We start from the raw sequence: 16,429 nt of genomic DNA, 5'->3' as shown, positions 1-16,429 counted from the left end.
CCTATTTTGAGTGATTAAATATTTATCACTCCGGTTTCTTATCTCAATGAAAACAGGTTATTGCTACTACCGTATTCTTCTTATGTTTTTATGCCTGTCAATGGCAAGTTTGCTGCCATATTCCGGTACTAGCGTCTTTGCAGCGGTTCATCAGGCTGAAACTGACCGGCAGAAGCAAACGCAGCAAAGCAAAAACGGGGAGATCAGTCGTCTGGTGAACACGCTGAAAACGGCGGTTGCCTGGGGCCTGGTGCCATTAAGTTCAGAAATTGCCCTGAACATCAGCAAAAATTATTTAAAACAGAATAATTACACCTTTCTTCAAACCTTACTGAGAATTCACGGCAGTAATATCCGGCGCTCAACCAGCCAGCATTTGACCGACAATCTCAGCGCCCGGCTGGAGAGCTTCAGTTACAAAACGTTGTCGGACGAACATCTGAAAAAGCAGACCGATGATCTGCAAACCGATCTCCTGTTCCGTTCTCTGTTTACCTTTTCCATTCTCAGCATGAATGCCCAGAAAGCGAGAAAAACCTATTTCCGTCTGCAGGACATTCTGGACAACATTGCCTCCACCGCCAGACTCGCTTTGACTGATGGAGATTATGACCGGGCCAGTGCCATGATTGCCCTCGCCGTACAGACCATGGTTTACATTCATCCCGAAGCCAGGGCCAGTGACGGGGCTGACAGCATCAGGACCCATTTCAATTACCATATTGACTGGTCCGATATTCCGGAGTTTCGCAACGACATCCAGCGCCATCTGCAGACCATGGATCCACTGGTCAGACGCTCAACATTGATTAACCTGCGTTACTGCGATCTCCTGAACCAGTGGCAAATCAGTTATCAGGACTGCAGCGACTTTGAAAACGGTGCCATAGAGGAACTGGAGGGCATGGCCATCATGTCCGAAAAGGGGACCAGGCCCGGGGTCATCCAGTCCGCCCTCAAGGGAGTTCCTGAGCACTACATCAGAAACTCCATTTTCATTATGGGGGTCTCTGTGCCGGCGGTACTGCTCTATTTCCTGGACAAAAAGAAGACACCAGTGATCTACACCGTGGTTGACCATTTTGCCAGGGTAACCGGTATGGCAACCACCAAAGCAAATATTGAACGGTTCTCCTCCAATACCCGCCGCAGCCTGGAAAACTGGGGAGCCATTGACACCGGCAAAGGCAGTTCAACATCGCCCACCGGGGAATTCGCCAACCATTACTTCAACACCCTGCAAAAAAATGCCACCGCCATTCTGGCCGAACAGCCCAACTTTGCCCGCTCCAATGCCCAGCGCGCCCTGGAGGCCCTGGTGGTCAACCTGGCAGAAGCCTTCAACCTGCAGAGGGTCGATGACGACCAGGCCAGTGCCGGTTTGCTGGCCGCAGCGCTGGTTCAGCATTACCGCGAGAACGTTGAAGTCACCAATGATGACAGCCTGATCCGTTCAACCCTGCTGGCCTACCGGCCACTGTATAGCCAGGAACTGATCCCTGAAGTCGTGGGGGCCCTGGAAATACTGGAACCTGAATACAAAACAAGTTCAAAGGTGAGGCGGTGGTATCAGCAGCAACTGACCACCTGGTTCAGGCTTTCCTCCCCGGATGGCTCAGCACAGGATCTGCCGGAATTCCCCGATATACCATGGATCAGCCAGATTCCCCAAATGCCTTCCGGGAAACCACGGCCACGAACCCCGGACAAATCCTGGTATCAGAGCTACCTTCCGGACAAGGAAACCATATCCACGATCACCATTCAGGGTACAGCCCTGGGCTATTCAATACTGGTGGCCATCCTTGAACCCCTGACTGTCCAACGGCTAGTGGCTGGCAATCCTCCCTACTGGAATCTGGCGTCTTACTACCTGTTGACCTCCATGTTCGAATTTGGCCTGCGTTCCCTGGGCGAACCAGCCATTGTGCACCTGCAAACGGTGATCAAAAACGGGATTGGCAGCACCACAGGTATTCTGTCGTCAGAGGACAAACAGATCCAGGACGAGCTGGCCAACAAAGTCAATGCCCTTAACCGCAAGCTCAGCATTGAAGCCCAGACCAGCCGCTCATACCGTGCCACACTGGAAGGCCTGCTAACCCGTTACTGGAGCCTGTCCAGTCATCTGCTGGCTCACCCGGAACATTATCCACAGTCCCGGGCGGCTGCCACACTGGCCCTGGCTGCTTATACCCAGCGTTATTTTCACGCCGAATTTACTGAAGACAACCTGGTGATGAAAACTCTGGCAGTAGCAAGACTGAACTCTGCCTTTGAGATACTCAGGGAGCAGGGTGAAATTGAACACTTTTCCCGGCAGGTTTTCGCTGCCCTGAAAGCCCTGGATCCTGCATTTGCCAAACAGGACATCAGAAATATCTACCTGAAAATGCTGCAAGGCTGGGGCCTTAAACATGACATACAGACGACAGCCAAATCACAAGATGTGCTGGACACCTGGGCATCTTACGGTGATTACCTGCTGGCAGCCGTGGGATTCTCAACCCAGGCCATGGTGAAAGCACTGGTCCATGACGAAAAAACGGTGGATGTGATCAGCCGGTCGATGGCGCATTTTTTTGTCAATATTTTTGAATATGGTACTACTGACTCATTAAGAAAGAAGATCTACGCCTGGTCCCGGCTGAAAATGCTCAATGTCGTCTCCTTCTACCCGGAGGAAGAGATGATTGGTGTCAATTTTGCCAACCAGGAAATGACCGATTCTTTTCGCCGCCAGAAATTCTATTTTGGCAAACCGGAACTGGATATGCGGACGCAACTGATCCAGATTATTACCTCTATCGCCAACAGTTATTATCAGGCAATCCTAGCGATCGATGCTGACCGCCAGAGTGATGATGTGATCGATCAGGAAACGCTGGATAATGTGGAAAACCTGGTGGCCCTCACCGTTCTCCGGCTGGTTCTGTTTGCACCGGATCTGGCAGCCGATGACCTGTATATCCTGCAATCGATCAGCATACTTTCCCTGCCCATCAGAGATGAACTGCTTGCCATGCGTGAGCCAATCATTGCCAAAATAAAAGCAGCCCTTGATTCACTGGAGGTTGATGACAAAAGCGTGATAGAAGACTGTACTAATAAAGCCATATTGATTATCGATAACTGGCTTCAGCCGCCTCAACAGAGTACCTTCTCGGAAATCGCATCTGAATAACACCTTGTTTTGCTACGGAGCCCCTGCGGTAAAGCTGTTTTTTTGTTTGAGCCCCGTTTTTTTCCTGACAAGCCACAACGAAAAAACGTAAGTTGTTTGTTACCACTTGCCATATTCGGCACTGTTACTTAAAAAATGGTTCACCCAATGTTCACCAGCAATCTGTCTACCGAATCAACCCTCAGCCCATGCATTACCAGGCATAGCCTGGATGGCCTGCCCATTCTGAAAATTCAGAGCCCTGAATGTGAAGCGGCAATATGCCTCCACGGCGGCCATCTGCTTCAGTTCAAACCGACCGGGCATCATGACGTTATCTGGCTCAGTAAAAAAGCAATCTTCTCACAAGGCAAAGCGATACGTGGTGGCGTTCCTGTCTGCTGGCCCTGGTTTGGCCCGGTCAGTGCTCCTTCACACGGGTTTGCCCGAATCAGCACCTGGCAGTTGCTGGATCATGGGGAAAATGAACAGACCGTTACCATTCGCCTGAAACTCTGTGCCTCCGAAAAGACCCATGAGATCTGGCCCCATGATTTCAGTGCCGTTCTCACCTTTACCCTGGGAGTAACCCTGCGCATAGACCTGGAAATGATCAACACCGGTGAGCGTCCCTGGCAATGGAGTGGTGCTCTGCACAGCTACTTCAATATTGCCGCAACCACCGAAACCTGGATTACCGGTGTCGGCACTTCCTACCTCGATAGCCTGCAAAATGATCTGCCCTGCGAAACCTCAGAAGCCCTGATCATCAATCAACCCATTGACCGGATTTATACCGCCCCGGATGCCACCATCGCCATCCATGACCGGGGTAATCAACGCATTATCCATGTTGTTAATACCGGGCATAACTCCGCCGTTATCTGGAATCCATGGAAAGAACTAAGCAGAAATATGGGTGATATGAGCGACGATGGTTATGAGACAATGGTTTGCGTTGAGGCAACCCGCTATGCGAAAGATCTGGCATCTGGTGTCTTGTTGGTGCCCGGTGAAAAAAATATATTGAGTACTGAAATCAGTGTTACTTCTGATAAATAACCATCCGAAAACGAAACCTTATTGAGGTGAGCACACTCTATGCATAAAAACCCACGCCACTTTCTCCTGCAAGATATTTCATAAAAATTTGCTGTGACCACAAATTGAGCACTTTATGGTTTCCGGCATTAAGGTATCGTCGGAACCGGTAAGCGATCATCTGTAAGTGCAGAGATCCATTAATAATAATTCTCTTTTTTTTGCATTAGCTGCTGACTCTCCTTTTTTCCTCGCTTCTTTTTCACTAAAGCCTTTTTTTAAGGCTGATCTATAGGCGTTTGACTTGGCATTTGATATGGCCCTGGTCACCTTGCCTTTAACAGTTGCGGCGTATTTGGCATCGTTTTTGGCTCTGGCCGCCTTGCCTTTATCGGATGCGAAGTATTTGGCTCTGGCCACCTTGCCTTTATCGGATGCGAAGTATTTGGCATTGCATTTGCTCTTGGCCGCCAGGCCTTTCCCGCACTCACGGTAAGTCTTCTTGGCAGACCTTCTTTTCCCTGGCGCAAAGGAAGCCTTCTTTTCATCGGTCTGCTGGTGAGCTACTGAGAGCGTGAGGGGCAGAGGTTCAACAGAACCGGACGATTCAGGCGCGGTAAACTCAGTGGTTTTCGTTGTAATTTGCTCATGTGTGTCTTTAATTAAAGGATCAATCATAGCAACGGGACGTGATGATGGCTGAGAAAAACTCAACAATGAATTGCTCAGGGAAAATTTCTGAGCTATTAGCTGAACGTTTGTCAAGGTTAAATCTGTGAATGCAAAGTCGTCATCAACAGGTTCGCGGGAAAAATCACAAGATAAAACCTGGTCAAGGTCTTCCAGAGAAAGTTGAGGTAACACTGACTCATTTTCAGGGGATGGTAATTGAGAAATTGAAAAATCATCAAGCGAACGAAGAGAAGATGGCATGTCCTGATTTATCATACCCTTCCTTAAATATTCATACTGTAATGAATGACCTGTCTGGATAGAACAGCCCGTCACACCTGGCTTTGAACTGGAAGAGCCAGAGGGTACTAAAGGTGATTCTGAAGGCTTCTGCAAACAGGAAGAAACAGAAAAAAAATTTGAACCAGCGTTACATCTGTCCATTGGATTATTGCATTATAGAATTATTGAATTACTGCTTGAGACCGCTCCTGGATGATAAAAGTTCCTCTTTGACCCCAAAAGTAGATTAAGGGTCCAAGCAAGCAGGATTGCTGGCTGCCCGGCGACTACGTGGTATGACTATTGCAAGATGAGGGAAATTAGGGCGAAAGAGGAAAAAAAGAGACAAAAACTGTTGAACATCTATAATTTCTTTTCCAAATTTTATCGAGTTACCAGTTGATGGATTCTATCACGAGTTGTTTTTCTACCTGCCGGGTAACCGCTCAAAACGCCCCCTTATCGGGATCGGGCGCTGTACCTTCCTTTTCCAGTGCTGATGATGACGATAGATCAAATCCAAATGGTGAGGCTCCGATACTGGCTGCCTGTCGCGGCAAAAATCTTCCCTGGGTACAAGAGTTGCTGGAGAACGATCCGGCTCTGGTGAACAGATCATTCCTGTCGAATGTTGTTGATCCTGCCTGGCATGTGTATCCGCTCTACATCGCTGCCCTTCACGGGCATCTCGATGTCGCGAAATACCTGGTCAAGGCTATCAGCGAGGCCGTGAAAACCCTGCCGGAGGCGGACAAGTCCACGGCCGCCGGGAAGTTCCTGTCGGCCGCTTGCAAGGACGGAGCGACCGCCCTCATCATCGCTGCCCGGCACGGGCATCTCGACATCGTGAAATGCCTGATCGAGGCTCTCAACGAGGCCGTGGAAACCTTGCCGGAGGCGGACAAGTCCACGGCGGTCAGGTCGTTCCTGTCGGCCGCTTGCAAGGACGGAGCGACCGCCCTCTTCATCGCTGCCCAGTACGGGCATCTCGACGCAGCGAAATACCTGATTGAGGCTTTCAACGAGGCCGTGGAAACCCTGTCGGAGGCGGACAAGTCCAAGGCCGTCAGGGCGTTCCTGTCGGCCGCTTGCAAAAACGGAGCGCCCCCCCTCTACATCGCTGCCCAGAACGAGCATCCTGACCTCGCGAAATGCCTGATCGAGGCGCTCAACGAGGCCGTGAAAACCCTGCCGGAGGCGGACAAGTCCACGGCCGTCAGGTCGTTCCTGTCAGCCGCTTGTGAGGACGGAACGTCCGCGCTCTTCATCGCTGCCCAGAACGGGTATCTCGACGTCGCGAAATGCCTGATCGAGGCTCTCAGCGAGGCCGTGGAAACCCTATCGGAGGCGGACAAGTCCACGGCCGTCAGGGCGTCCCTGTCGGCCGCTTGCGAGGACGGAGCGACCGCCCTCTACATCGCTGCCCAGAACGGGCATCTTGACGTCGCGAAATGCCTGGTCGAAGCTCTCAACGAGGCCGTGAAAACCCTGCCGGAGGCGGACAAGTCCGCAGCCGTCAGGTCGTTCCTGTCGGCCGCTTGCGAGGACGGAGCGACCGCGCTCTTCATCGCTGCCCAGAACGGGCACGGCGCGGTTCTGAATTTTTTGCTTGAACAAGGCGCTGACCCGGAACAGAAATGGTTTTTTTGCTTTCTCGGGAAATACCGGGTCTTTAAATGGTTCTTCACCAGGTCGCCTTTGAAGGCTGCAGGCAAGAGCGGCCATTTATTTACGAAACGCCGCTTGGAATGCATCCTTCAAGAAAGAAAGCTGGCCGTCAAACGGCCAGAAATAATGGCGATGGAAATGGAAGAGGCTGTCACCTTAATGCCGGGCACTGAGGAAACGGCGCTTTGATCATAAATCGCGTCAAACCCAGTACTTTCAGTGCTGGGAAGGATAGCGACCAGTTCGCTAGAACTGGCAAAATCACCGGAATGCCAAATTACAGTAAAAACAGGAACTTTTTGTAGTTTTTCAGGACAAAAAAATATGGCAAAAACGAAAACACTAAAAGTTCGGGTAAAAGACAAACACGCCAAATTACTCAGTAAAATGGCACGTTCGGTCAACTTTGTCTGGAACTATATCAACGAACTGAGTTTCCGTTCGATCAAAGAACGGGGTATGTTTTTGTCTGCCTATGACATACGCCCTTACACCAAAGGCGCAGGGAAAGAACTCGGATTGCATAGCCATACTTTGCAGTGCATTGCTGCCGAATATGTGACTCGCAGGAAACAGTTCAAAAAAGCAAGGCTTAACTGGCGAAAATCCCGTGGTGTGCGACGATCTCTTGGCTGCAAAGAGTCGGCCACCGATTCCAACGGTAATGGTGTTACAGGCCGTGAATACCGGATGCTGGAGCAAAAATCAGGTATCGCCCAAAGAGCCAATAACAAGCAAAGAGCCAAAGCGATTCACGCCAAAATCAAAAACAGGCGGCAAGACGCCTTACACAAATACAGCCGCAAACTGGTAAATGAGAATGCAGCCATCTTCGTTGGCAATGTATCCAGTCAGGCTATGGTGAAAACCAAAAAAGCCAAATCGGTTTTGGATGCCGGATGGGGATTACTGAAAACCATGCTGTCTTATAAGTGCGATCACGCAGGCGTGGTTTTTGAAATCGTCAACGAAGCCTACTCCACCCAGACTTGTTCGTGTTGTGGGGTAATTCCCGACAGCAGTCCGAAAGGTAGGGCTAGTCTTGGAATAAGAGAATGGGTCTGTTCAGAGTGCTGAGCTGAACATCAGCGTGACGTTAACGCTGCCAGAAACATTCTTGCGCTCGGGCATGAGCGTCTCGCTGGAGGAATCCCACTGCTTTAGCTGTGGGAGGATGTCAATCCTGTCGCTCCCCAACTTATAGTCGCTCGCCTCAGAAAATCCGGAACCGGTTCACCCGCCACTCATACCCATCAATAACACCGCTCTCGTAATACCCGGCCCAGTCGTAGAAAAACGGTGCCCAGCTGCCACTGGGCATCAGGTTCATCAGGCCAATGCAGACAAACACCACGCAAGCACTGATCCCGTACTCCACGGGTTCCCCGGTCCGGAACCGTCCACCAAACAAGTGAAAACGCCGGTCCGAATAAGGCGACAGCGGCACACCAGACACCGTCATGGCATCGGTCAGAATATGCGTCACCCCACCCCAACAAAACGCTGTAAGAACCGTGCCTAACCCATTGTCCGGCAGAAGGAAAATCCCGGCCAGCCACGCCAGCGCCCACACGCTCAGGTAGTGGGTCACCGTCCGGTGCTTTACCGGCCTGCCAACAAACTTCAGCACCCACTCCATCCAGTCCGGCGCAGTAGCCCCGATAATGGTCGGCGGCACCAGTCGTACGTCATAAACGGCAGTGACCGACCCGGCGATCAGTACATGGTTCACCCACTTCATGGTGCGCCGTACACCTTCGGGTCCGGACTGACATGGACTTGCACACTAAAATCTCCTGAGGCCTCATCGGGATCAATATCCCAATCAATCCTCTCAACTGGCCTGGTGTCATAAAAAACATCCAGGCCACAAATCATTAGTCCCAGGTCTTGCGCCACTCTGACTGTGCTCTTGCCATTCACAGTAGCTCCCAGGAAGGCTTGCACGAAGGCGTCGGAGTCAAACCTGTCTTTATGCTCAACCAGGCACTCGATGGTTTGTCTATTATTGATCCCACATCGTTCTATGATGGTCGGTAGTTCCAATAGCCAGCTCTCATAGCGGGCAGTCTGTTCAAACTGGTGAACAATCAAGTTGCTCATGTAAAAAACATGTTTGGCAGCCTTGCCTGTTTTATAATTGCGATAGAATTCCCAGTGCGTCCGGGTTAATTTATTCTCAAAATCGCAATTCCAATCGGTACCATCCTCAAGCACCCCGCTCCCCCTGGTCATGATGTTGCCAAGGCTGTCATATACCGTCCTGGTCTGTTTATTTATGATGGCGAATTTATCGGCATAATCGCTCTTCAAAACGGCTAGCAGGTTTCGGATCTGCCGGTCCCACCAGATCTTCTTCTGGTAATCCCCCAGGGTTTGTTCAGTGCCTAGCGTGTTCTTGATCATCCTGTACCTGTCCGTCAGGCTGACCTCCTGAGGCATCAAAGCCCCAAGCTGGCGTTCAAGCACCTGGCGCAGTGCCGGGCGCTGGTCCTCCTCCTGCTCTGCCAGGCGCACAATCCGCCCGTCCGCCGTCATGCCAAGGGCGTTCAGTGGCTCATTGCCGGGGTTGTCCGCCAGGTAGCGCTCAATGGCCTGTGTCGTTGCTTCCGTCGCTGCTGCTGTGGGGTTCACTGGGAATAGCCTTTTCCGGGTGAGGGGCCAGTACCGGCAACGCCGCTACCTGTTTCAGCCAGGCATTGGACCGTGACCGTCCCGGCGATCAGATGGTTCACCCACTTCATGGTGCGCCGTACACCGCCGGGTTTGGGCTGACATGGAGCTGCACGCAAAACTTTTTATTCGCCTGCTCGATGTCAATCGGGTCCGCAATCCTGACCACTGGCTGTCCCTTATAAGTAACGGTGATCGATCCAATAATCAGTCCAAGGTCCCGTGCAACTCTATCCGTGCTCTTGCCGTTGTCCGTCGTTTCCAGGAAGGCCGTTCGAAAATCATCTGAAGAGTAATCGTCTTGATGTTGTTTCAGAGTCTCGATAGTTTTCTTATTTAGTTATCGAATCCCGCTCAATAATCTCAGGCAGTTCCAGTAGCCACTCGGTCGTGTCAAAACTCAGCTTGAACTGCCGGGCTATCACATTGCTCATATAGAAATCTTTGGGATTTACAGCCCCGGTCTTGGCGTTGTCTATGAATGTCCAGTGGCGTTGGGTGAACTTGTTGATAAAAATATATTCGGCGAGAGGCTCGCCCGGTTGGTTCTTGCCTTCAGTGTTCGCATTCCCGCTGGGGGTGATGTGAGTTGAAGTCAGCTTATCGAGTTTAACCAATTCAGTGGCATACTCCGTCTCCAACTCCAACAGCCGGTTTCGGATCTGCCGGTCCCGCCAGAGCCTCTCCAGATAACCTCCCAGGGTTTGTACATCAGTGCCTAGCGTTTTTTTGATCATCCGCTGCCTGATCTTCCTGCCTATCTCCCGGGGCATCAAAGCCCTAAGCTGGCGTTCAAACTCCTTGCTCAGTGCCGCCCGCTGGCCCTCCTCCTGCTCCGCCAGGCGTACAATCCGCCCGTCCGCCGTCAGGCCAAGGGTGTTCATTGGCTCATTGCCGGGGTTGTCCGCCAGGTAGCGCTTAATTGCTGTTATGGGGTTCACTGGGAATATCCTTTTCCGGGTGAGGTTCGGGGTCCAGTACCGGCAACGCCGCTACCTGTTTCAGCCAGGCATTGAGCAACGGCCGTTTATCGTCCGAACACTGCCCGGTAATGCCTAACCGGGCCGTGGTAATGTCCGCTTCCGCCTGGATCAGTGTTTTGTGCGCGCCAAGCAGCTTTTCCATAAACGCGACCTGTTCATCCGTGCTAACAATGCCCTTTTTCACACGCACCTGTGAGCAGGCTTCTAAGGCCCTGTAGAGGGTGATTTCATTACGGGTAGCGATGGCCGTTAAAAACCGCCCTATGTGCTCTGAGGTGGCTGTACGGCGAAGATACTCCCGCTGTCGGTTCATCTCCGTAGCGGAAAACAGCGGCATGCTGGCCACAATGCCAATGTACTCTTTCCCGAGGGTGGTGTTGTCGGCGGTCACTACACCTTGTGTGCGCAACCCGGCCTCCAGGTTCAGCTCCACATTGAACTTGGTGGGTTCCGGGTAGCAGTTGACGGCCTGCTGGAAGATCCCGTCACTGTCCAGCCTGGGGGCAGGCTCCAGCGGGTTCATATAGCCCTGGTAATCCACCTTCTCCCCGGTCAGGGTAGGCAGCTCGAACGGTTTCACCTCCGGCGGGGCCTGCTTCTCCCCGGTGAAGGCATCCAGCAAGCCCGCCTGTACTGGCCAGCACACGAAGCCGAAAAGAATCCCTGCCAATCGCCGGTGCATCCTGCGCCTCCTGTTCTGTTGAATTAACCGGTAAATTGGCTCAACGCCTCCAGGCTTCGTTGCTCCGGGTCCGGGTGTAAAAGCCCTCTGAGCGCCTCCCTGGCCGCAGCAATATTTTCAGGCTCCCAGCCTTCCATGGCATCAGGGATGGCGGCCAGGCGGCTCTCAAGGTGCTGGTGCCAATTCTCCGGTTGGGGGGATTCCGTGTCGTGGTAGCGGGTACCGGTCATCAGTTCGTACAAAACGCAGCCCGCCGCCCAGCAGTCCCCTCGTTGCAGGGTATGAAAGTCAGGTGCCTCCGGCTTCTCCGGCAGCTCACCGAGCGCGGCACGGTCCAGTAACCCATTCAGCGCTTCGATTTCTGGCGCACGGTAGCCTGGCGTTGATCCCAGAGCGCTCAGCGGTGGCCTGTGGTCAGGGTTGCCAAAATCAGCGGCACTCCCGAGGTCGATCAATTTTACGGTCATGTCCGGCATCACAATCACATTCTGGGGCTTCAGGTCGTTATGGGCGATCTGCTGGCCATGCAGGTAGCTCAGTCCATTCGCCATTTGCCCAACCAGGCTGGCCGTATCTTTGGCCGTTAGATGCCGGCTGGTCAGGGCACCCAGGTTGGCAACGCCTGATTCGGTGTACAGCGTGATACGGGTAACGGGGTCGCCCTTCAGTGTTTCGCGGCTCACCTCAGCATCCCTTAGCCTGACGATATTCGGGTGCTCAAGCCTCTGCAAAAGTCGGTATTCCGGGTCTTCTTCTGCGCTGTCAGCGAATACGACGTAGGATTTTTTGGCCAGGAGCTCTGATGAATTAACAATATCAGGGGGTGTTTTATGGGTTACTTCCCGGATGCCAGGCACCTTGTCTGGCCCGGTTTGAGTCATTTTGTTAACCCGCGCCCGGATCGCTTCGACATTGTCCAGCGGGGTATTGTCGTGTTGCGCTTGTGGTTTGGTTTCTGGCTCAACGCCAGGCACCTTATGAACAAGCTTGACCTGGCCGCTGCTAGTGCCAACCCCTGCGGGTCTAAATGTTTGATAACTCAATGCCTGTGGGACTGTGTCAACGGCTCTCTCCTGAAGAGTGGTCTTGCCGGTTAACCAGTTCCAGATTCTCCTGAAAAAACCTTCCGGCTTCGCCCGGGTTATCTTTCTCAAACCGTCACTGCCCTGAGGCGTTTCTCCGGTCGCTGTCTCTTGCCGGTTGGGCTCTGTAACAGGGGATGATGTGGTTCCTTTGATATCCATAAGTGCTCCAGTGTTATCAATCCGTGATTTATTCTGCCCTCGATGCCCGCCGCCCACTGCCCAGCATCTTCGTCCCGCCCAGCACCAGCCCGGCCTCCCACCAACCGATCCCGACGCTCATGGCGATCATCACCCACATTACAAACGTGGTGGCATCGTAACTGGCCTCACTCTGCAAATGGGTTCGCTGAGGTTCCCGGCGCTCCACGATGGTTCTCAGGTTTGGCGGCAAACGGTTCTCCTGGCTGGCGCTCATCAGCCACACCCTGGCCGACATCACGCAGGCCCGGGCCGCCTGCAGCTTCCGCCCGGTGAGCCGGTGGGCATCGTCCACAAACAACAGCGCCCCGGTCTCATGGATATACTCCGCCAGCTGGTCCGCCCGCTGCTGCTGGTTCAGCTGGCTCCAGGCCCGCTTTGGCTGAATGTCGTCCGCCCGCCGGGCATGGCCGCCCTGCTTTTCCAAAACCGCCTCCCGCTGCTGCTCATACCAGCGCTCCACATGGGGCGCGTCGGTCCAGCTGGAAAGCGGCTCCGCCTTATGTTTCGCGCCCCAGATATCCTGCCAACGCTCATGGAATCGGCTCAGCCATCGGGTCTTGCCGGAGTCCGCAGCCCCAACGATCAGCTGGCACTGCAGCCGCTTCAAGGATTTTTCCGTGCGGATCTTGAGGTAACGCGCCCTTACACCCCTGTTGGTTCGCTGTCAGTGGCGCTTTTTCCGGCTGTTTTCCATCTACGGTGTAACCCCGTTTATTCCGAAAGAAATCCCCAGAAAAAGCCGAAGGCTTATGGGTAAAAAAATCACCCACAGATTGAGAATAGCTACTGTTCGAAAAGCCGAAAAAAAAATCGTTAAATCCGTTGAATTTCAGGCGGGTTTCAGACAAGGGCAATGAGTGTCAGCCGGTGGGGTTGGGCAGCAGGTGTCAATTAATGTTCAGCAACCAACAAGCCGTTATTTTGCGGGATGTCCGTCATTTGCAAGTGTTACTTCTGATAAATAACCATCCGAAAACGAAACCTTATTGAGGTGAGCACACTCTATGCATAAAAACCCAAGCTGCTTTCTCCTGCAAGATATTTCATAAGCATTTACTATGACCACAAACAACATCAGCAACCTCTTTCAGGACATTTCCCGGATTGCGCGTTAAGTGGTTTCCGGCATTAAGGTATCGTGGGAACCGGGAGGCGACCGGGTGTAAGGGCAACGACCCATCGATAATAATTCTGCTTTTTTTGCATTAGCTGCTGACTCTCCTTTTTTCCTCGCTTCTTTTTCACTAAAGCCTTTTCTTATGGCTGATCTATAGGCGTTTGACTTGGCATTTCCTATGGCCTTGTTCACCTTGCCTTTAACGGATGCGGCGTATTTGGCACTGCATTTGGCTCTGACCTCCTTGCCTTTATCGGATGCGGCGTATTGGGCTTTGGCCGCCCGGGCTTTCCCGGACTCACGGTAAGCCTTTAGGTAAGTCTTGCCTTTCTCGGACTCACGCCAAGCCTTCTGGACAGCCCTTCTTTTCTCTAACGCAAGGGAAGCCTTCTTTTTATCGGTCTGCTGGTGAGCTACTGAGAGCGTGAGGCGCAGAGGTTCAACAGAACCACCGGACGATTCAGGCACGTTAAACTCAGTAGTTTCCGTTGTAACTTGCTCATGTGTGTCTTTAATTAAAGAACCAACCATAGCAACTGGACGTGATGATGGCTGAGAAAAAATCAATGAATTTATCGGGGGTAATTTCTGGGCTATTGGCTGAACGTTTGTCAAGGTTAAATCTGTGAATACAAAGTCATCATCAACAGGTTCACGGGAAAAACCACAAGATAAAATTTGGTCAAGGTCTTCCAGAGACAGTTGAGGTAACACTGACTCACTTTCAGGGGATGGTAATTGAGAAATTGAAAAATCATCAAGCGAACGCAGAGAAGATGGCATTCCTTGATTCATCAGATCCTGCCTTAAATATCCATAATGTAATGAATGACGTGTCTGGGTAGAATAGCCAGTCACACCTTGCTTTGAACTGGGAGTGCCAGAGGGTACTAAAGGTGATTCTGGAGGATTCTGTAAACAGGAAGAAATAGAAGAAAAATTTGAGCCAGTGTTACATCTGTCCATTGGATTATTGAATTACTGCTTTAGATCGCTCCTTGATTATAAAAGTTCCTCTCTGACTCAATAGTGATGTAAGACTCTTCGAAAGCCAACAGCTCACTGATGAGTAGACGTTGGCGGTCGGGTGTTTCCCGGCTGATGGTCAAGAAACTGTTGAAACCGGGTTCGTCATGAGTACTGTGTCTTAGTGGTTACATCTCTAACTACCGGGGGGGAGTCACTTAATGTCTACCCTAAGAACTATCGCTAAGCTCTGTAAGGCAGTTGGCCAAATGGAATTGTATATTTCTGGCTAAGTGGGCAGTTACTATGCAAGGCACAACGCAACGAGCATAGCCTTAGCTATTCCAAGGCTGATTAATCCAGCCCATGCCAGCCACTCTGGGTTCTTTGTCATTTTGATGGTCAATTATTGAAAGGTAGAATGGGCGATCAAAATCAAAGTTGAGACATTCTTTAAGAGGCGTATAACAACATTCGTATGCAAGCATACCTGACGCTGCGGCCACATCTGCTCCTTTTTCATTAATATTCAGTGCTGCATTATGCGTACCGATGACTCCAGCTTCCGGGTATGCTGTTGTAAATTGATAGTCGAATTTTAATTTTGGGAGCGTTAGCTTCGCTTCCTCATTTTTTGTTTTTCCCAGGATAGACGATAGACCATTTGACAAAACCCGATTGAGATCTTCGCTATTGTGATTGGGGTCCTCTGGTGGTGGTAAAACAAGCACCGCTTTCATTCCTGTTTCTTCAACAGGAACAGCTACAAAATCATAGCCTTCTGAATTAGTGTGTGTTACAGAGTTGTTATGATAGCTACTTTTCATCCACTGAATTTCCGGGTGGGTTGTATTTTTCCATGTCATTGCTGAACTATCTACATCATCCATCAACTCAAAAGGTTCTACCCATGAAACATGTTGAAATAACCAAGTGACCAAGCGAAAGATAAGGGCTGGATCTTCCAGATTTCTGGGATCAAGAAAATCAGTAATCATGCCTTGAGTATCTTCTGCAATTCGCGCATTGAGTTCTGCTGTAGCCCGTGCATAACCCTTCTGCTGTATTAACTCTACACTGGTTGTATGTGGAATCTGGAGTTGTTCCAGGGTTTTGTCAACATGTTCTTTTTTTGACTGAATATGTATGCCTCCTACGGTGTTCTTAATATTGGGTCGAGTTTGACCAGACCCGATAGCACTTCCATTTAAGCCAGCCTCATTCAATACTCTGGCGGTGATTGCCTCTGTTGTATTGACCAAGAGAGGTGAAGTAACCACGTTAACTGATCGATTAGGTAATAGTACCTTAACAAATTGTCGTACATCACACTGAAGACCTTCAAAAGAAGGTGTAACGGTTTCTGGTACTATCTTATGAATACCTGAGGAACCCATCGGTTGTGGAGAATATAAAGCGTTTGTATCGGTTGCAAGATATTGAGGGCTATTATTGGTGGCAAGCGCTGAATTTTGCATTTTGGTTCAAAACTCCAGACTAAATATTTATTGTTTGAATCTACGTATTGTCTTACATTCAAAAACGCCAAGATAAGAGCAATCAAGAATAGAAGGCATTATGATTCTGTAAATTATTATTTAAACAAAATATTATAAATTGCTTCTGCCCATGGGCTTTGATCTTGAGACGTCAGACAGCACTGTCACCTTTTGCTCCTTTACCCCTCATATAACCAGCGTCTTTTTAACGCCAGGCCCGAGGTAACTGTCAAAAATAGGTCTTCAGATTTACTTCTTTGTTTTTGTAAAGTAAGCGTTCAAACAGGGGACAGACTCCCCCTACTTGTCGAGATCGGCTTTTAATGGATTGGCCCCGAATTTCTCTTTCCAGAGTCGCGGTATCAGTTCCCTGATATCACGGGCCGGGTGGAGGCTG

At 51.0% G+C, this 16,429-nt stretch carries 14 protein-coding genes and 1 pseudogene; 5 read left to right on the top strand and 10 right to left on the bottom strand.

What is annotated here, in order from left to right; translation table 11 throughout:
• Positions 1-100: 100 nt before the first annotated feature.
• Positions 101-3,184, top strand: coding sequence for a hypothetical protein (locus J7439_RS19620; protein WP_209203646.1), 3,084 nt, complete (start codon positions 101-103; stop codon positions 3,182-3,184).
• 147 nt (positions 3,185-3,331) lie between these two features.
• A complete protein-coding gene (locus tag J7439_RS19615) occupies positions 3,332-4,225 on the top strand; it encodes a D-hexose-6-phosphate mutarotase (protein WP_209203645.1) in 894 nt (297 codons plus the stop codon).
• A 156-nt stretch (positions 4,226-4,381) separates the two neighbouring features.
• Here the strand turns inward: J7439_RS19615 and J7439_RS19610 are convergent, their stop codons facing one another.
• Positions 4,382-5,320, bottom strand: a complete 939-nt coding sequence (locus J7439_RS19610; protein ID WP_209203644.1) for a hypothetical protein — start codon at positions 5,318-5,320, stop codon at positions 4,382-4,384.
• Positions 5,321-5,740: 420 nt separating this feature from the next.
• Here J7439_RS19610 and J7439_RS19605 point away from each other — a divergent pair, with 420 nt between their 5' ends.
• Both J7439_RS19605 and J7439_RS19600 read left to right on the top strand, forming a co-directional pair.
• Entirely contained in the window at positions 5,741-7,015 is a 1,275-nt protein-coding gene (locus J7439_RS19605; RefSeq protein ID WP_209203643.1) for an ankyrin repeat domain-containing protein, read from the top strand.
• A gap of 135 nt (positions 7,016-7,150) precedes the next feature.
• Positions 7,151-7,990: pseudogene (locus J7439_RS19600) on the top strand (RNA-guided endonuclease InsQ/TnpB family protein).
• 49 nt (positions 7,991-8,039) lie between these two features.
• On the opposite strand, the gene J7439_RS19595 reads toward J7439_RS19600, so the two are convergent.
• Together J7439_RS19595 and J7439_RS19590 are read right to left on the bottom strand one after the other, a co-directional pair.
• Entirely contained in the window at positions 8,040-8,567 is a 528-nt protein-coding gene (locus tag J7439_RS19595) for a metal-dependent hydrolase (protein WP_209203641.1), read from the bottom strand.
• The gene (locus J7439_RS19590; protein ID WP_209203640.1) at positions 8,564-9,460 is read right to left on the bottom strand and encodes a hypothetical protein; all 897 of its coding nucleotides are present in this window, start codon (positions 9,458-9,460) and stop codon (positions 8,564-8,566) included. The genes J7439_RS19595 and J7439_RS19590 overlap by 4 nt, the downstream gene beginning before the upstream one ends.
• A 142-nt stretch (positions 9,461-9,602) precedes the next feature.
• On the opposite strand from J7439_RS19590, the gene J7439_RS19585 reads away from it, so the two are divergent.
• On the top strand, positions 9,603-9,788 hold the full coding sequence (locus J7439_RS19585) for a hypothetical protein (protein WP_209203639.1): 186 nt from the start codon (positions 9,603-9,605) through the stop codon (positions 9,786-9,788).
• Positions 9,789-9,831: 43 nt separating this feature from the next.
• Here J7439_RS19585 and J7439_RS19580 read toward each other — a convergent pair whose 3' ends face one another.
• From J7439_RS19580 to J7439_RS19550, 7 genes are all read right to left on the bottom strand, one after another.
• Positions 9,832-10,440: a hypothetical protein gene (locus J7439_RS19580; RefSeq protein ID WP_209203638.1), complete on the bottom strand. Its 609-nt coding sequence runs from the start codon at positions 10,438-10,440 to the stop codon at positions 9,832-9,834.
• Positions 10,418-11,164 (bottom strand): hypothetical protein, encoded by a 747-nt coding sequence (locus J7439_RS19575; RefSeq protein ID WP_209203637.1) that lies wholly within the window; start codon positions 11,162-11,164, stop codon positions 10,418-10,420. The genes J7439_RS19580 and J7439_RS19575 overlap by 23 nt, the downstream gene beginning before the upstream one ends.
• Positions 11,165-11,187: 23 nt before the next feature.
• Complete coding sequence (locus J7439_RS19570) at positions 11,188-12,408, bottom strand: protein kinase domain-containing protein (RefSeq protein WP_209203636.1); 1,221 nt, start codon at positions 12,406-12,408, stop codon at positions 11,188-11,190.
• A gap of 28 nt (positions 12,409-12,436) precedes the next feature.
• A complete protein-coding gene (locus J7439_RS19565; protein WP_209203635.1) occupies positions 12,437-13,057 on the bottom strand; it encodes a hypothetical protein in 621 nt (206 codons plus the stop codon).
• Positions 12,981-13,298 (bottom strand): hypothetical protein, encoded by a 318-nt coding sequence (locus J7439_RS19560; RefSeq protein WP_209203634.1) that lies wholly within the window; start codon positions 13,296-13,298, stop codon positions 12,981-12,983. Before J7439_RS19560 ends, J7439_RS19565 begins: the two co-directional genes overlap by 77 nt.
• A 263-nt stretch (positions 13,299-13,561) precedes the next feature.
• Positions 13,562-14,035, bottom strand: coding sequence for a hypothetical protein (locus J7439_RS19555; protein WP_209203633.1), 474 nt, complete (start codon positions 14,033-14,035; stop codon positions 13,562-13,564).
• 833 nt (positions 14,036-14,868) lie between these two features.
• Positions 14,869-16,011, bottom strand: a complete 1,143-nt coding sequence (locus J7439_RS19550; RefSeq protein WP_209203632.1) for a serpin family protein — start codon at positions 16,009-16,011, stop codon at positions 14,869-14,871.
• Positions 16,012-16,429: the final 418 nt, after the last annotated feature.

Origin of the sequence: Salinisphaera sp. G21_0 (assembly GCF_017744115.1) — a bacterium.
Taxonomy (GTDB): Bacteria; Pseudomonadota; Gammaproteobacteria; order Pseudomonadales; family Endozoicomonadaceae; genus Endozoicomonas.
This window is presented reverse-complemented; position numbering and strand designations above follow the sequence as displayed.